The organism is Bartonella taylorii (assembly GCF_023920105.1).
GTDB lineage: Bacteria > Pseudomonadota > Alphaproteobacteria > Rhizobiales > Rhizobiaceae > Bartonella > Bartonella taylorii.
This window is the reverse complement of record NZ_CP083693.1, coordinates 1,013,425-1,027,401: the sequence shown is the minus strand read 5'-3', so window position 1 is coordinate 1,027,401 and position 13,977 is coordinate 1,013,425. Positions and strand designations below refer to the sequence as shown.

Sequence of the window (13,977 nt, the reverse complement as noted above, 5' to 3'; positions counted from 1 at the left end):
CGTTAAAAAAATAAAGAGAACATTACAGGGAGTTTATCATGCTCAAGGGAGCTGTGACTGCGCTTATCACACCATTTGATGATGAGGGCGCTATTGATGAGAAAGTATTTTGCAATTTTATTGAGTGGCAGATTGCACAAGGTATTAACGGTGTAAGCCCTGTTGGGACGACGGGTGAATCACCAACTTTAAGTCATGAAGAACATAAGAGGGTTATAGAATTGTGTGTTGAGCAGGTTGCTAAGCGTGTTCCTGTTGTTGCTGGAGCAGGATCAAATAGCACAAGTGAAGCTGTAGAGCTTGCGCAACATGCACAAAAGGCAGGCGCAGATGCAGTCTTGGTTGTCACTCCCTATTATAACAAACCCAATCAGTCCGGTTTATACTCGCATTTTTCTTCTATTGCGAAAGCTATTTCTATACCTATTATAATTTATAATATTCCCGGTCGTTCTATTATCGATATGGCTGTGGAAACGATGAGAGACCTTTGTCACGATTTTAAAAACATCATTGGTATTAAGGATGCGACGAGCAAAATTGAGCGTGTCAGTGAACAACGTGAAAAGTGTGGAAAAGATTTTGTACAGCTTTCCGGTGATGATTGCACAGCATTAGGTTTTAATGCACATGGAGGTGTAGGATGTATTTCGGTTTCATCCAATGTTGCCCCAAAACTCTGTGCAGAACTGCATTCGGCTTGTTTACATGGTGATTATAAAAAAGCCCTAGAATTAAATGATCGTTTGATGCCTCTCAATCGTGCAGTATTTATTGAACCAAGCCCTGCAGGTATTAAATATGCTGCTGCAAAATTAGGACTTTGTAACGATATTGTTCGTTCACCGATTGTCCCATTAGCGGATACCACAAAGAAGATTATTGATGCTGCTCTGTGCCATGCTGGTCTGCTTAAAAAATAAAATGATATAGTGAGCCATGAACAAAAAAAAGAACGCGCCAGTACGGAAAATAATTGCTGATAATCGTAAAGCCCGTTTTAATTATGAAATTCTTGATAATCTTGAGGCTGGTCTGGTTCTCCAGGGAGCAGAAGTAAAGTCTTTGCGTTCTAATCATGCGAATATCGCTGAGAGTTATGCTAGCTTTGAAAATGGAGAATTATGGTTAGTCAATAGCTATATTCCTGAATATACGCAAGCCAATCGTTTTAATCATGAGCCGCGTCGTTTGCGTAAGTTATTAATTTCAAAACGTGAAATGGCACGTTTTTTTAATGCGACTTCCCGTGAAGGAATGACACTTGTTCCTCTCAAACTTTATTTTAATGAAAAAGGGCGTGCTAAGTTGGAAATTGCTCTAGCACGTGGGAAAAAGCTTCATGATAAGCGTGAAACGGAAAAGAAACGTGATTGGGGACGTGAAAAAGCACGACTTTTAAAAAAATATGGCTGACAGGATACGTTTATATATCTTTTTATAATATTTCTTAGAAGATTTTAACATTGATCTAGATATGTTTTTGCTGCTTCGAAAATCTGATGGAACATAGCATCTGTTAAACGGCCAGTGTTGGTATTATAGCGTGAACAGTGATAGCTTGAAAAGATGCGTAATCTTCCAATGTTATTTATTTCTCCATGTCCGAAAGGATGGGCTAGAATTTTTGCATTGAGGGCGCGTAGTGTTGAATGATGTGCAATAGTGCCGAGGGTGATAACAGCTTTAAGTTTGGGAAGATTTGTTAAAAGAGGAGAAAAGAAATATCGGCAAGTATTAATTTCTGCACTAGTGGGTTTATTTTCTGGCGGAACACAACGAACTGAGTTAACAATTGCTGTATCAATCAGTTCAAGATTATCATCTGCTTTTTCTCCAAAAGTACCTTGTGCAAAACCAAACTTTTTTAAAGTCGAATACAGCAAGTGTCCAGCATAATCACCAGTAAACGGACGTCCAGTTCGATTTGCTCCGCGTAATCCAGGAGCAAGACCGACAATGAGAAGGCGGGTTGTAGTAGCGCCTTTATAGGGAAAAAACGGGCGCACTGGTGCGTTATGCCAAGTCGGTTCTTTTATACGCCAATCAGCGATGAATTTGTGTAAACGGGGGCATAAATTGCAATTTTGCGGTGGTTCCGGGCAAAGCGATGTTAATGGACTATTCATGGTAGTAGGCATTAGTTATTATTATAAAAAAATCCTTTTGAGCTGTTTATGGGGTATACAACAGATTATGTTTTTGTAAACAACTTCATGGTTAAACAGATGTGCTGTTTCATAATACCGTTAAGTATTTTTGCAAAGAGAGATGAATTTGCAAGTGCTTTATTTGATGCTCAAGATGTCAAATTAATACAGTGTCTAGTGAGTGTAAATCTCTTACTTTTAACTGATATGTTGTCATAAATGGTGCGCATGAGATTATTCTAAAGATTTCTCATAAATTTGAATGATGAATAATTTTAAAGCTTGAAGTTTCTAGGAAGATTTATTTTGTTAGGTGAGTGTACTTTATTCGTTTGGATCCTGTGCCTTGCAATCTTTCATGTTAGAGTGGCATTGATAACTGCTTTGAATAGGTTCTGTGCTTTTTAAAAGCTTCCAAGATTTTTTTAATAAACTCTTTGAGCAAAAAATATTAAAGTGTGTGTTGTTTTTCTTGTGTTTTATTTTGATTATTGTATATAATCCATTCCTACCATGAAATTTATTAATCTTTAAGAAAGAGGCATGGATGGCCCGCGTAACAGTAGAAGATTGTATTGATAAAGTCGATAATCGCTTTGAATTGGTGCTTTTAGCAGGGCATCGAGCGCGTCAGATTTCCCAAGGTGCGCAGATGACGGTTGATCGTGATAATGATAAGAATCCGGTCGTTGCTTTGCGTGAAATAGCAGAAGAGACGTTGTCACCTGCTGATTTGAAAGAAGACCTTATTCATTCGTTGCAGAAACACGTGGAAGTGGATGAGCCAGAAATGGCGAGTGGACTGATTTCTCATGTCAGTGAAGCTGAAGGTGTTTTTAGCACATCGTCGGAAGAAGAGAGTAGTTCATTCGATCATATGTCGGAAGAGGATCTTTTAGCAGGTATTGAAGGTTTGGTTGTTCCAGAGAAAAGTGACGATTATTGATTGTTTTAAGGAATAAATATACGATGTCATGCGGTAGCGTTTATTTTCTTGTCTTTTATTGAAGAGATATTCATGTTCAATAAGGGTTAGGTTGTGAAGATGTAAAGGATATGCTTGTATGATGCGTCAGTGTGAGCTTGTTGGACGTGTTCAGCGTTACAAGTCTGACGTAGATGAGGCTCTGTTGAATAGAGCCTACGATTACGCAATGCGAAAGCATGGTCATCAAAAGCGTGCTTCAGGTGATCTTTATTTTTCTCATCCTTTAGAAGTAGCCGCTATTTTGACAGATATGCGGTTAGATGAAGCGACCATTGCTGTTGCTCTTTTGCATGATACAATTGAAGATACAAGCGCTACACGAGCAGAAATTGATCAACTTTTCGGATCTGAAATTGGTAAGTTGGTTGAAGGGCTCACAAAACTTAATAAGCTTGATCTCGTATCGAAGAAGGCAGTACAGGCAGAGAATCTGCGTAAACTTCTTATCGCTATTTCTGATGATGTTCGTGTTCTTTTAGTCAAACTTGCTGATCGTCTTCATAACATGCGTACCCTTGGTGTTATGCGTGATGATAAGCGTAGGCGAATTGCTGAGGAGACAATGGATATTTATGCGCCACTTGCGGGCCGCATGGGTATGCAGGATATGCGTGAGGAGTTAGAAGATCTCTCTTTCCTTTATTTAAACCCAGAAGGTTATCGAACAATTACCAATCGACTTTCTGAATTATCAAAGCGTAATCTTGATTTGCTTTCTAGGATTGAAAATGAATTGACAAAACTTTTTTTAGAGAATGGCATTAAAGCAGATGTTAAAAGCCGTCAGAAAAAGTCTTATTCAGTTTTTCGTAAAATGGAAAGTAAGGCGTTATCTTTTGAACAATTGTCCGATATTTTTGGATTTCGCGTCATTGTTGAAACAGTCAATGATTGTTATCGTGCTCTTGGTGTTATCCATACGACGTGGCCGATGGTACCTGGTCGTTTTAAAGATTATATTTCTATACCAAAGCAGAATGATTATCGTTCCATTCATACAACGATTGTAGGGCCTTCAAGGCAACGTGTTGAGCTGCAGATTAGAACTGCTGTGATGGATGAAATTGCTGAATATGGTGTTGCTGCACATTCCATTTATAAAGATCACGGTTCCAATTATTCGTCTTCGAAATTATCAAACGAAACTAATGCCTATGCATGGTTACGTCAAACAATTCAATCTTTGTCAGATGGAGATAACCCGGAAGAGTTTTTAGAACATACAAAGCTTGAGCTTTTTCAAGATCAAGTTTTTTGTTTTACTCCGAAAGGTCGACTGATTGCCTTTCCAAAAGGTGCTACCCCCATTGATTTTGCTTACGCAGTTCATACCGATATTGGTGATTCTTGTGTGGGGGTAAAAATCAATGGTCGTATTATGCCTTTAATAACAAAATTAAAAAATGGTGATGAAGTTGATATTATACGCTCACAAGCTCAAATTCCACCAGCAGCGTGGGAATTTCTTGTTGTAACAGGCAAAGCGCGCTCAGCCATTCGTCGAGCAACCCGCGCAGCGGTACGTAAGCAATATTCAGGTTTGGGATATCGTATACTCGAGCGTGCGTTTGAATATATGGGAAAACAATTTTCCAAAGATATTCTTAAGCAAGTTTTGCCACGTTTGGCACGCAAAGATGTGGAAGACGTATTGGCTGCTGTTGGGCGTGGTGAATTGCCTTCTGCTGATGTGATAAAAGCGGTTTATCCTGATTATCAAGATCACCGTGTGGTACAAAAGTCGTCTTTTAAGCCTGGGGAAGAAGGTTGGTTTAATATTGAAAATGCTCAAGGTATGATTTTTAAAGTTCCAGAAAATGAAAAGAATGTGACGGCAGAAAAGCATCAATCCAAAGCTTTACCTATTCGAGGAACCCGTGGAGATATTCCTGTACGATTTTCTCCTGAAGGGGCAGTACCGGGAGATCGAATTGTTGGCATTATGCAACCAGGCGCGGGAATTGTTATTTATCCGATACAATCCTCGGCTTTAATGGCTTATGATGATCAGCCAGAACGATGGATTGATGTACGCTGGGATATTGATGCTCAAATGAATGAGCGTTTCCCTGCTCGGATTAATATTTTAGCTGTTAACAGTCCGGGCTCATTGGCAGAAATTACGCAAGTGATTTCTGCCAATGATGCCAATATACAAAATTTATCCTTTATCCGTACAGCACCAGATTTCACGGAAATTATGATTGATTTGGAAGTTTGGGATTTAAAACATTTGAATCGTATTTTTTCTCAGTTAAAAGAGGCAGGTTCGGTTAGTGCAGTACGGCGGGTTCACGGATAAAAAAGAGAGATTTTGCGATGAATACAAAAGATGTGATTGATATTTTTAAACAAGCAGATGCTATTCTGGAAGGGCATTTCATTTTAACATCAGGCCGTCATAGTGCAACTTACATGCAGAAGGCAAAAGTATTCATGCATGCTGACTTGACAGAGAAGTTATGTCGTGGGTTAGCTGAAAAAATCAAAAAATCTGTCGAGGGAAAAATTGATTACGTGGTTGGTCCCGCAATTGGTGGCCTTATTCCTTCGTATGAAACTTCACGTCATCTTGGTATTCCTTCTCTGTGGGTAGAACGTGTAAATGGTGTGTTTGAGTTGCGTCGTTTTGAAATCAATAAGGGTGCACGAGTTGTGATTGTTGAAGATATTGTGACAACAGGTCTTTCCATTCGTGAGACAGTTGAGGCTCTGGTTGCAACAGGAGCAGATGTGGTGGCGAGTGCGTGTATTCTTGATCGTTCTGGGGGTAAGGCTGATGTCGGAGTTCCGTTGATTGCACTTGCTGAATACGAGATAGCATCTTATGCTGGTGATGCGCTCCCTGCTGAACTCGCTATGCTTCCAGCAATCAAGCCAGGAAGTCGAAATATTTAATTGTCTCTCTATTTTTTTTGTGCAAAAGCTTGGAGAAATTTATTTGAAACATACAGATTATTTTATTGTCATAAAATATATATTGGGAATTATATGCTTTTTCGTCGTCGAGAACCAGTAGATTTTGTAAAGCGTATTCGACTTTGGTTGTGGCCACGTCGTTCATTTTCTCGCTCATTTTGCTATATACGTAAGCGTATTTTGCGTATATCCGCTACGCCGCATAAAGTTGCGTTGGGGTTTGCTATCGGTATTTTTTTAGCTTGTTCACCTCTCTTTGGAATGCATATCATTTTGGCAATATTTTTTTCTTGGATTTTGCGCGGAAACTTTGCGGCAGCGATCATCGGGACGGTTTTTTCTAATCCACTCACATTTTTGTTAATTGTTATGGCAGATTATAAGGTAGGCTATTTCTTTTTATCGATTTTTAGTAATGTAAATGAGATTTCTCTTTCTCAAATTCGCTTTCTGTTTAACGGTTTAACACTGTCGAATGTATCTCTGCTTTTTGAGGACGCATGGAACTCAATCATGAGACCTATGATTTTAGGTGGTATCCTTTTGGGTTTTACTCTTGGTAGCTTATCTTATATAAGTGTTTACCGAGCAATCGCCCGTTTTCAACAAAAGCGATATCAAAAAATTGTAAAAAAAAAGCGTTTGTGACAAGGAAATTTGGGTGATATTTTATGATCGTTGGTCTTGGAAATGATCTGATTGATATAAGACGCATTGAAAGAATGTTGTTTCGTTATGGTGACCGTTTTGTTCAACGTATTTTTACTGACATTGAACAGACCAAATCTGAAAATCTCCAAAAAAGATCTTCTTCTTATGCCAAAAGATTTGCTGCCAAAGAAGCATGTGCTAAGGCTTTGGGAACAGGAATCGCTTGTGGTGTGAGTTGGAAAGACATGGGGGTGGTCAATTTATCATCCGGCAAACCAATTATGAAATTAACAGATCGTGCGCAAATACAATTACAAAAGTTATTGCCTCCTCGTTACGAGGCTGTCATTCATCTTAGTATAACGGACGATTTTCCTTGGGCGCAGGCATTTATTATTATCGAAGCGCTTCCGCGTGGATAGATATAAATCTTGTAGGAGATTGTACTTTTGTTATTTAAACATTATGATAAAAAATGAGTTATATCTGTTATGGGAAGGGTATCTGTAATGATGCGGAAAGAAGAAATGCGTAAAAAAGAAGAAAAAGGCGGAGTTCTTGAATTTATTTTGGTATTAATACAGGCGCTGTTTTTAGCAGCTGTTATTCGTACACTTTTTTTTCAGCCTTTCAGTATTCCTTCCGGTTCAATGCGTCCTACTTTGCTTGTGGGGGATTATCTGTTTGTTTCTAAATATGCATATGGGTATTCTCGTTTTTCGATACCTTTTTCTCTCCCTATTTTTTCGGGGCGCATTTGGGCATCTCAGCCTCAGCGTGGAGATGTTGTGGTTTTTCGTTTACCGAGTAATCCAGATATTGATTATATAAAACGTGTTGTTGGACTACCAGGCGATCGTATACAAGTTCGTCAGAGTGTTCTTTATATTAATGACGAGGCTGTTTCACGTCACTTTATGGGGAAAGTTGATAATTCTGATATAACAGAGGTGAATTACCCTGTTGACGTTTATCGTGAGACAATGCCAAATGGTGTTAGCTACAATACACTTGATTTAGCTTTTATTCCACAAGTGGATGACACGAAAGTTTTCGAAGTGCCACAAGGGCATTATTTTATGATGGGTGATAACCGTGATAATTCAGATGATAGTCGTTTAGATGTGGGCTATGTTCCAGAAGAGAATCTTATTGGTCGAGCAAGTGTGATTTTTTTCTCTATTAGTAATGGTTCAAGTGCTTGGCAGATTTGGCGCTGGCCATTTGATATACGTTGGAGTCGTTTGTTTTCTTTTATCAATACCGTTCATGATTTGCCGCTTGTCAAGCAAGGAATCAATGATGAAGCGTCGTCCAATGATTAATCAGCTTGAAAAGCTGACGGGGCATCATTTTAGAGATGAAGAGAGATTAAAAAAAGCATTAACACATTCTAGTGTACAAGATTCGGAGCAGGGGAATTATGAACGGCTGGAATTTCTAGGTGATCGAGTTCTAGGACTTTTGATTGCAGAAATGCTCTATCAATTTTTTCCACAGGCAAGTGAGGGGGAATTATCGGTACGTTTAAATGGTCTAGTCAATGCACAGACATGTGCCGATATTGCGCAAGAAATGGGTTTGCCTGATATGATCCATGTTGGTTTTGAGATGAGAAACTTCGAGGGGCGTCGCCTCACGAATATGTACGCTGATGTGGTTGAAGCTTTGATTGCTGTAATGTATCTTGATGGAGGATTAGAGAGTGTTCGTCCTTTTATTCAAAGATATTGGCAAAGTCGGGCAAAGCAGATGGACGCTGGTCGACGTGATGCCAAGACCGAGTTGCAAGAATGGGCGCATATACAGGGCGGTGTACAACCGCATTATCGGGTTATAAAGCGTTCTGGTCCAGATCATAATCCTGTTTTTATGGTAGAGGTGAATATTTTGGGTTTTGCACCGGAGATTGGGCAAGGAAATTCTAAGCGATGTGCTGAAAGAATGGCGGCTGAAAAAATTTTACGGCGAGAGGGGATATGGGAAACAATAGGAAAAAATAATCATGAATGACCTTGCAAAAACGCGTTCTGGTTTTGTTGTGCTTATTGGAATGCCTAATGCCGGTAAGTCGACATTGGTTAATCAGTTAGTTGGAACGAAGGTTTCAATTGTAACGCATAAGGTCCAAACGACGCGAACTTTGATTCGTGGTATTGTTGTTCATGATAATGCACAAATTGTGTTGATTGACACTCCAGGTGTTTTTCGTCCCCACAAGCGCTTAGAACGTGCTATGGTGTCTGCCGCTTGGGGAGGCGCTAAGAGTGCTGATATCCTTTTAGTTTTGATTGATGTTCAAGGTGGTCTTTCGGATGAAGTTTGTACAATGTTAGATATTGTAAAAAATCTTAAACAAGATAAGATTCTTGTTCTTAATAAGATTGATACAGTTGTTAAATCATCCCTTTTAGCGTTAACCATTCAAATTAATGAGCGCGTGAAATTTGTGCAAACATTTATGATTTCGGCTTTAAACGGGTCTGGTTGCAAGGATTTGCTTCATGCATTGAGTGCAATGATGCAGGAGGGACCTTGGTATTATCCGGAAGACCAAATTTCAGATATGCCCATGCGTCATCTTGCTGCTGAAATCACGCGTGAAAAGCTTTTTCTCCGTCTCCATGATGAACTTCCTTATACTTCAACAGTCGAAACAGAAAGCTGGGAAGAGTATTCAGATGGTTCAGTTAAAATTAATCAAGTTATTTATGTAGAGCGTGAGAGTCAGAAAAAAATTGTTTTAGGAGCAAAAGGCGATACAATTAAAGCGATTGGACAGGCAGCACGCAAAGAATTAATGGAAATTATGGATCAGAAAGTTCATCTTTTTCTCTTTGTGAAAGTGTGTGATAATTGGGACACCGATCCAGAGCGTTATCGCGAAATGAGACTGGATTTTTAAAAACAAAATGAAATGGAAAGAACAAGCCATTATCCTTGGTACGCGCCAGTATGGTGAAACAAGTGTTATTCTTGAGATTATGACGCGTCAGCGTGGCCGTTATATGGGAGTGGTAAAAGGGGGGCGTTCTCGTCGTATGGCGGCTCTTCTTCAACCTGGGAATTTTGTTGAGGCTGAGTGGTGGGCACGTTTAGATGAACATTTGGGGCTTTTTCGGCTTGAAGCACTTAACTTACATGCTGCACGATTAATTCTCTTACCAGAGGCACTTTATGCTTTGCAGTTGATAGCTTTTCATTTGCGTCTTCTTCCTGAGCGTGATCCGCATCCTATTTTATACGATATTTTACATCTCTTTATGCAGAATTTTGATGAGCGGTCTGTAAACGCAGAGTTGCTTGTACGTTTTGAAATGCGGCTGCTCGAAGAACTTGGCTTTGGTCTTGATTTGTCTCATTGTGCTGCAACGGGCAGTACAGAGAGACTTTGTTATGTATCACCAAAATCGGGACGAGCTGTATGTGAGGAGGCGGGGCGCCCTTGGAAAGAGAAGCTTCTCATTTTACCACAGTTTCTTGTGCAAAGAACGACACGTCCTGTAGATTTTAATGACATAATAAATGGTTTCATTCTAACGGGTTTTTTTTTAATGCGTCATGTCTGGGAACCGCGGGATATAAAGCAACCACCGATGCGCATGAATTTGATACAATTATTTGAACGCCAATTTTGTATGCAAGCATCAATTTGTTAATCTGATAAATAGTCAATAGAATATGAAGATGCGAATCTTAAAAACAATTTCTGAAGTACGTCAATATATCGCAGCAGAACGGTGTTTAGGACTTTCGATTGGTTTTGTTCCAACGATGGGGGCACTGCATGAAGGTCACCTAGCATTAGTGCAGCAAGCACGAGCAACGTGTGATAGAGTGCTGGTTTCTATTTTTGTCAATCCAAAACAATTTGGTCCCAACGAGGGTTTTGATAAATATCCAAGAGATTTGGTGGGCGATTGTGCTTTGTTGAAAAAAGCGGGTGTTGAATATGTTTTTGCACCTTCTGTAGAAGAAATGTGGCCACTGGGAAATGACACAATTGTGGAGGTGGGAAAGTTATCACGTATTTTGATAGGGAGATTACGTCCAAGGCATTTTTGTGGCGTGACCAGCGTTGTTGCTAAGCTTTTTAATATTGTTCAGCCAGATAAGGCTTTTTTTGGGGAAAAGGATTTTCAACAAATTTTGATTATTCGGCGTATGGTTGAAGACTTAGCTTTTCCTATTGAAATTGTAGGGGTGCCTATTTTACGTGAAGCAGATGGTCTCGCCTGTTCTTCACGTAATCAGCTTTTAACATTAGAAGATCGCAAAGCTGCAAAAATTATTCCTAAAAGTGGTAAAGCTGCTGAAAAACTTTATCGCCAAGGTGAACGCTCGGTTGATAAATTATGCAAAATTGTTCGTGATATTTTACAGCAAGAATCGCGCGCCATCATTGAATCAGTGGATTTACGAGATATGGAAACCTTATGCGAGGTCAAAGGGAGATTAAAAAAACCTGCTGTTTTACTCCTCACTGTCCGCTTTGGTACAGTGAGGCTTATTGATCAATACATATTGCAAGAGAAGCATGAAAATGAGTGTACATAATAAAACTATGAAGCGTATCACTTCTTCTGAAATACGATCAAGAAAAGGGCAGCAACCGATTGTTTCTTTAACAGCTTATCAGGCTTATACTGCGCGAATTGCTGACCCATATTGCGATTTACTTTTGGTTGGTGATAGCGTTGGCATGGTTGTGTATGGGTTTGAGACAACACTTCCTGTTAATTTAGACATGATGATTTTGCACGGACAGGCGGTTATGCGTGGGTCTCAAAAAGCCCTTGTAGTTGTTGATATGCCTTTTGGTTCTTATGAAGAAAATCCAGAACAAGCTTTTTCTAATGCGTCGCGTGTTCTTGCAGAAACAGGGTGTGGTGCAGTGAAGCTTGAAGGCGGTGTTTATATAGCAGAAACAATTGATTTTTTGTGTAAACGTGGCATTCCAGTTATGGGGCATATCGGACTGACGCCACAGGCGGTAAATCGTTTTGGCGGTTTCAAGACGCAAGGACGCAAGGAGAGTGATTGGCAAAGGATTGAATCCGACGGGATGGCGATCGAAGAAGCTGGTGCTTTTGCTGTAGTTGTAGAAGGGGTTGTCGAACCTTTAGCGGTGAAGCTGACAGAAAAACTTTCTATCCCGACCATTGGTATTGGTGCGTCTAATCAGTGCGATGGACAGGTATTAGTTATGGAAGATATGTTGGGCTACGGTGCTTATGTGCCAAAATTTGTGCGTCGTTATGGTGCTCTTGAACAAGCAATGGAGTCCGCAATCAAGAATTATGCAGAGGATGTCACATCGCGTGCTTTTCCAGCTGATAAGGAAGTTTATAAACTAAAATAAAATCCACTTTAATATGAAAAATTTGACAAGAGAACGTTTGTTATCGAGCTCTGATAATGATTGTATTTTCTTTCATATATCTCTTGTTTGTATTCAATTTGAGCTATAATTTTTAATATATCATTTCGTTTATATAATTATTGATTCATAAAAGCATAAAGTTTTCGAAGTTTTCATTGATAGTATATCGCAAAAACTTGAACTTAATAATATGTGCTTTTTGTTGGTTTTAAGCTACAAGTTATTATAGAGGCAGAAATTGTAGACTATCAAATTTCTATAGGATAGTGGATGAAAAAAGGGGATCATTCTTTTTAATAATTGTATTCAAGTAAGCGTTAAGGGAAAAAGGCGAAAACCTAATATAAGCATTTTTCTCAACTAAAATGATAAAGGATGAATGATACAAGAAGAATATTAGTATGCTCTCTGGGTATCAAGATTACTAAAACGGATTAAAAAGGTGTTTTCAATTTGTTGTGTAGAGTATGGTTGCAAATTGAGATCATCGGGTAAAATGTTATTTGGAGAGCCAAAATAGCGAAGGGCTTCTTCTGTATTAAATCCAGCAAGCGTGATAGCTTCGTAGAATGCAGCAATGCGGTCAGCTTGTTTGATTTTTTTTAAGAGCTTTTGAGAAGGATTAACGGGGAGGGAAAAGCGCATGTGGATAGCATCTTGTATACGTTTTTCGATGAGCTCATATTGTTTTCCTATAACAGCTTTAAAGGGCGAAATCATATCACCTATGACATATTCTGGTGCATCATGAAGGAGAGCACACAGGCACTCATCGCTACGTGATTGGGGAAAAAGTTTCTGAAATATTTGTTCTACCAAAAGTGAATGCTGTGCAACAGAATAGGCATGTTCTCCTTGTGTTTGGCCGTTCCAACGTGCAACGCGGGCAAGTCCATGGGCAATATCTTCGATTTCAACATCAAAAGGAGAAGGGTTTAGCAAATCGAGACGCCGGCCAGAAAGCATTCTTTGCCAAGCGCGTGCTTCTCCATTTTTTGATAATTCAGCTTTAGCCATTAGTGAGTTTCCACAGTGCTTTCAGGGAAGGTAAAATTCATATTTTCAGCAATGCTTACTGTGACGGGAGAATTTTCTACTGTAAATGGGATATTGTTATTCATAGCATCTTTGACATGATCTATGCGCATTAAAACTAAGGCTTCGTTTGCAGCACACGTTCTTAGATAACCAAGTATTTTCCCCCCTGCTTCAACGCTGGAGCCTTGGGTTAATTCATGCTGGCTTTTTACGACTAAAACACGGCGACGTGCCGCGCGACGGTGATGCATTCTTGAAACAACTTCTTGCCCGATATAGCAACCTTTATTAAATGCTAGCCCACTTATTTGATCGTAATTAATATCATGGGGAAAGACTTTACCTATTTCGTAATCTTGACCGCTTTCTGCGATTGCATAACGAATACGCAATCGATCCCAATTATCATTATATTCTGGAGCAAAAAAAGGTATTTTTCCATAGGATCGTATTATTTTTTCTTTTTGTGGAAATCGCTTATCAATAAAACTTGAATCAAAATTTAAAGTATTTGATTCATTATTCCAGAAAACTGTAACAAGTTCTTGTAATGGTTGTGTAATTTCTATTTTTGTATGCAGCTTATAGAGGAGCAGACGCTTGTAGAGGATATCAGCTAAAGATGCAACGGTATCAATCAGATAACCATCATCTCTTTTACCGATAAGAAAATCAGCAATAACCTTTCCTTGTGGAGATAAGAGAGCTCCAGGGAAAATTTCTTTTGGGCCGATTTTTGTTACATCTGTTGTGATAAGAACTTGAAGAAAATGTGTTGCTTCTTCACCGGTAACTTTAATAATTCTACGGTTTTTAAAGAGAATGGCATTTTGTTTTTCAATCATGGT

Annotated in this window: 16 protein-coding genes; 13 read left to right on the top strand and 3 right to left on the bottom strand. The window is 39.2% G+C overall.

Features of this window, described 5'->3' with window-relative positions; all coding sequences use genetic code 11:
* Nucleotides 1-38: 38 nt before the first annotated feature.
* On the top strand, nucleotides 39-923 hold the full coding sequence (gene dapA / locus LBE40_RS04575) for a 4-hydroxy-tetrahydrodipicolinate synthase (RefSeq protein ID WP_004860353.1): 885 nt from the start codon (nucleotides 39-41) through the stop codon (nucleotides 921-923).
* Between the two features lie 16 nt (nucleotides 924-939).
* Nucleotides 940-1,416 (top strand): SsrA-binding protein SmpB, encoded by a 477-nt coding sequence (smpB, locus tag LBE40_RS04570; RefSeq protein ID WP_004860352.1) that lies wholly within the window; start codon nucleotides 940-942, stop codon nucleotides 1,414-1,416.
* A 44-nt stretch (nucleotides 1,417-1,460) separates the two neighbouring features.
* Here the strand turns inward: smpB and LBE40_RS04565 are convergent, their stop codons facing one another.
* Nucleotides 1,461-2,129 carry a uracil-DNA glycosylase gene (locus tag LBE40_RS04565; RefSeq protein ID WP_004860350.1) on the bottom strand — a complete coding sequence of 223 codons (669 nt, stop codon included), beginning with the start codon at nucleotides 2,127-2,129 and terminating at the stop codon, nucleotides 1,461-1,463.
* A gap of 568 nt (nucleotides 2,130-2,697) precedes the next feature.
* On the opposite strand from LBE40_RS04565, the gene rpoZ reads away from it, so the two are divergent.
* The 11 genes from rpoZ to panB all read left to right on the top strand — a co-directional run bounded on the left by rpoZ (nucleotide 2,698) and on the right by panB (nucleotide 12,070).
* Nucleotides 2,698-3,096, top strand: coding sequence for a DNA-directed RNA polymerase subunit omega (rpoZ, locus tag LBE40_RS04560; protein WP_004860346.1), 399 nt, complete (start codon nucleotides 2,698-2,700; stop codon nucleotides 3,094-3,096).
* Nucleotides 3,097-3,214: 118 nt separating this feature from the next.
* Nucleotides 3,215-5,440: a RelA/SpoT family protein gene (locus tag LBE40_RS04555; protein WP_004860344.1), complete on the top strand. Its 2,226-nt coding sequence runs from the start codon at nucleotides 3,215-3,217 to the stop codon at nucleotides 5,438-5,440.
* Nucleotides 5,441-5,457: 17 nt separating this feature from the next.
* On the top strand, nucleotides 5,458-6,036 hold the full coding sequence (pyrE, locus tag LBE40_RS04550) for an orotate phosphoribosyltransferase (RefSeq protein WP_004860343.1): 579 nt from the start codon (nucleotides 5,458-5,460) through the stop codon (nucleotides 6,034-6,036).
* A gap of 93 nt (nucleotides 6,037-6,129) precedes the next feature.
* Complete coding sequence (locus LBE40_RS04545; protein WP_004860341.1) at nucleotides 6,130-6,705, top strand: DUF2062 domain-containing protein; 576 nt, start codon at nucleotides 6,130-6,132, stop codon at nucleotides 6,703-6,705.
* Between the two features lie 23 nt (nucleotides 6,706-6,728).
* The gene (gene acpS, locus LBE40_RS04540) at nucleotides 6,729-7,130 is read left to right on the top strand and encodes a holo-ACP synthase (RefSeq protein WP_004860339.1); all 402 of its coding nucleotides are present in this window, start codon (nucleotides 6,729-6,731) and stop codon (nucleotides 7,128-7,130) included.
* An 87-nt stretch (nucleotides 7,131-7,217) separates the two neighbouring features.
* Nucleotides 7,218-8,033 carry a signal peptidase I gene (lepB, locus tag LBE40_RS04535; protein ID WP_040297018.1) on the top strand — a complete coding sequence of 272 codons (816 nt, stop codon included), beginning with the start codon at nucleotides 7,218-7,220 and terminating at the stop codon, nucleotides 8,031-8,033.
* Complete coding sequence (gene rnc, locus LBE40_RS04530; RefSeq protein ID WP_004860335.1) at nucleotides 8,011-8,721, top strand: ribonuclease III; 711 nt, start codon at nucleotides 8,011-8,013, stop codon at nucleotides 8,719-8,721. Before lepB ends, rnc begins: the two co-directional genes overlap by 23 nt.
* Nucleotides 8,714-9,613, top strand: coding sequence for a GTPase Era (era, locus tag LBE40_RS04525; RefSeq protein ID WP_004860333.1), 900 nt, complete (start codon nucleotides 8,714-8,716; stop codon nucleotides 9,611-9,613). The genes rnc and era overlap by 8 nt, the downstream gene beginning before the upstream one ends.
* 7 nt (nucleotides 9,614-9,620) lie before the next feature.
* A complete protein-coding gene (gene recO, locus LBE40_RS04520) occupies nucleotides 9,621-10,367 on the top strand; it encodes a DNA repair protein RecO (protein WP_004860332.1) in 747 nt (248 codons plus the stop codon).
* A gap of 22 nt (nucleotides 10,368-10,389) precedes the next feature.
* Nucleotides 10,390-11,265, top strand: a complete 876-nt coding sequence (panC, locus tag LBE40_RS04515; RefSeq protein ID WP_004860330.1) for a pantoate--beta-alanine ligase — start codon at nucleotides 10,390-10,392, stop codon at nucleotides 11,263-11,265.
* A complete protein-coding gene (gene panB, locus LBE40_RS04510; RefSeq protein ID WP_004860328.1) occupies nucleotides 11,252-12,070 on the top strand; it encodes a 3-methyl-2-oxobutanoate hydroxymethyltransferase in 819 nt (272 codons plus the stop codon). Before panC ends, panB begins: the two co-directional genes overlap by 14 nt.
* A 417-nt stretch (nucleotides 12,071-12,487) precedes the next feature.
* On the opposite strand, the gene LBE40_RS04505 is transcribed toward panB, so the two are convergent.
* Nucleotides 12,488-13,108, bottom strand: coding sequence for a YfbR-like 5'-deoxynucleotidase (locus tag LBE40_RS04505; protein ID WP_004860326.1), 621 nt, complete (start codon nucleotides 13,106-13,108; stop codon nucleotides 12,488-12,490).
* On the bottom strand, nucleotides 13,108-13,974 hold the full coding sequence (ygfZ, locus tag LBE40_RS04500; RefSeq protein WP_004860323.1) for a CAF17-like 4Fe-4S cluster assembly/insertion protein YgfZ: 867 nt from the start codon (nucleotides 13,972-13,974) through the stop codon (nucleotides 13,108-13,110). Before ygfZ ends, LBE40_RS04505 begins: the two co-directional genes overlap by 1 nt.
* Nucleotides 13,975-13,977: the final 3 nt, after the last annotated feature.

What these genes read in the sequence shown, in the direction of transcription:
- panC (WP_004860330.1), top strand. Translation starts at nt 10,390, where the DNA reads ATGAAGATGCGAATCTTAAAAACAATTTCTGAAGTACGTCAATATATC.
- LBE40_RS04555 (WP_004860344.1), top strand. Translation starts at nt 3,215, where the DNA reads ATGATGCGTCAGTGTGAGCTTGTTGGACGTGTTCAGCGTTACAAGTCT.
- rnc (WP_004860335.1), top strand. Translation starts at nt 8,011, where the DNA reads ATGAAGCGTCGTCCAATGATTAATCAGCTTGAAAAGCTGACGGGGCAT.
- smpB (WP_004860352.1), top strand. Translation starts at nt 940, where the DNA reads ATGAACAAAAAAAAGAACGCGCCAGTACGGAAAATAATTGCTGATAAT.
- LBE40_RS04565 (WP_004860350.1), bottom strand. Translation starts at nt 2,129, where the DNA reads ATGAATAGTCCATTAACATCGCTTTGCCCGGAACCACCGCAAAATTGC.
- LBE40_RS04505 (WP_004860326.1), bottom strand. Translation starts at nt 13,108, where the DNA reads ATGGCTAAAGCTGAATTATCAAAAAATGGAGAAGCACGCGCTTGGCAA.
- dapA (WP_004860353.1), top strand. Translation starts at nt 39, where the DNA reads ATGCTCAAGGGAGCTGTGACTGCGCTTATCACACCATTTGATGATGAG.
- pyrE (WP_004860343.1), top strand. Translation starts at nt 5,458, where the DNA reads ATGAATACAAAAGATGTGATTGATATTTTTAAACAAGCAGATGCTATT.
- lepB (WP_040297018.1), top strand. Translation starts at nt 7,218, where the DNA reads ATGATGCGGAAAGAAGAAATGCGTAAAAAAGAAGAAAAAGGCGGAGTT.
- ygfZ (WP_004860323.1), bottom strand. Translation starts at nt 13,974, where the DNA reads ATGATTGAAAAACAAAATGCCATTCTCTTTAAAAACCGTAGAATTATT.
- panB (WP_004860328.1), top strand. Translation starts at nt 11,252, where the DNA reads ATGAGTGTACATAATAAAACTATGAAGCGTATCACTTCTTCTGAAATA.
- recO (WP_004860332.1), top strand. Translation starts at nt 9,621, where the DNA reads ATGAAATGGAAAGAACAAGCCATTATCCTTGGTACGCGCCAGTATGGT.
- era (WP_004860333.1), top strand. Translation starts at nt 8,714, where the DNA reads ATGAATGACCTTGCAAAAACGCGTTCTGGTTTTGTTGTGCTTATTGGA.
- acpS (WP_004860339.1), top strand. Translation starts at nt 6,729, where the DNA reads ATGATCGTTGGTCTTGGAAATGATCTGATTGATATAAGACGCATTGAA.
- rpoZ (WP_004860346.1), top strand. Translation starts at nt 2,698, where the DNA reads ATGGCCCGCGTAACAGTAGAAGATTGTATTGATAAAGTCGATAATCGC.
- LBE40_RS04545 (WP_004860341.1), top strand. Translation starts at nt 6,130, where the DNA reads ATGCTTTTTCGTCGTCGAGAACCAGTAGATTTTGTAAAGCGTATTCGA.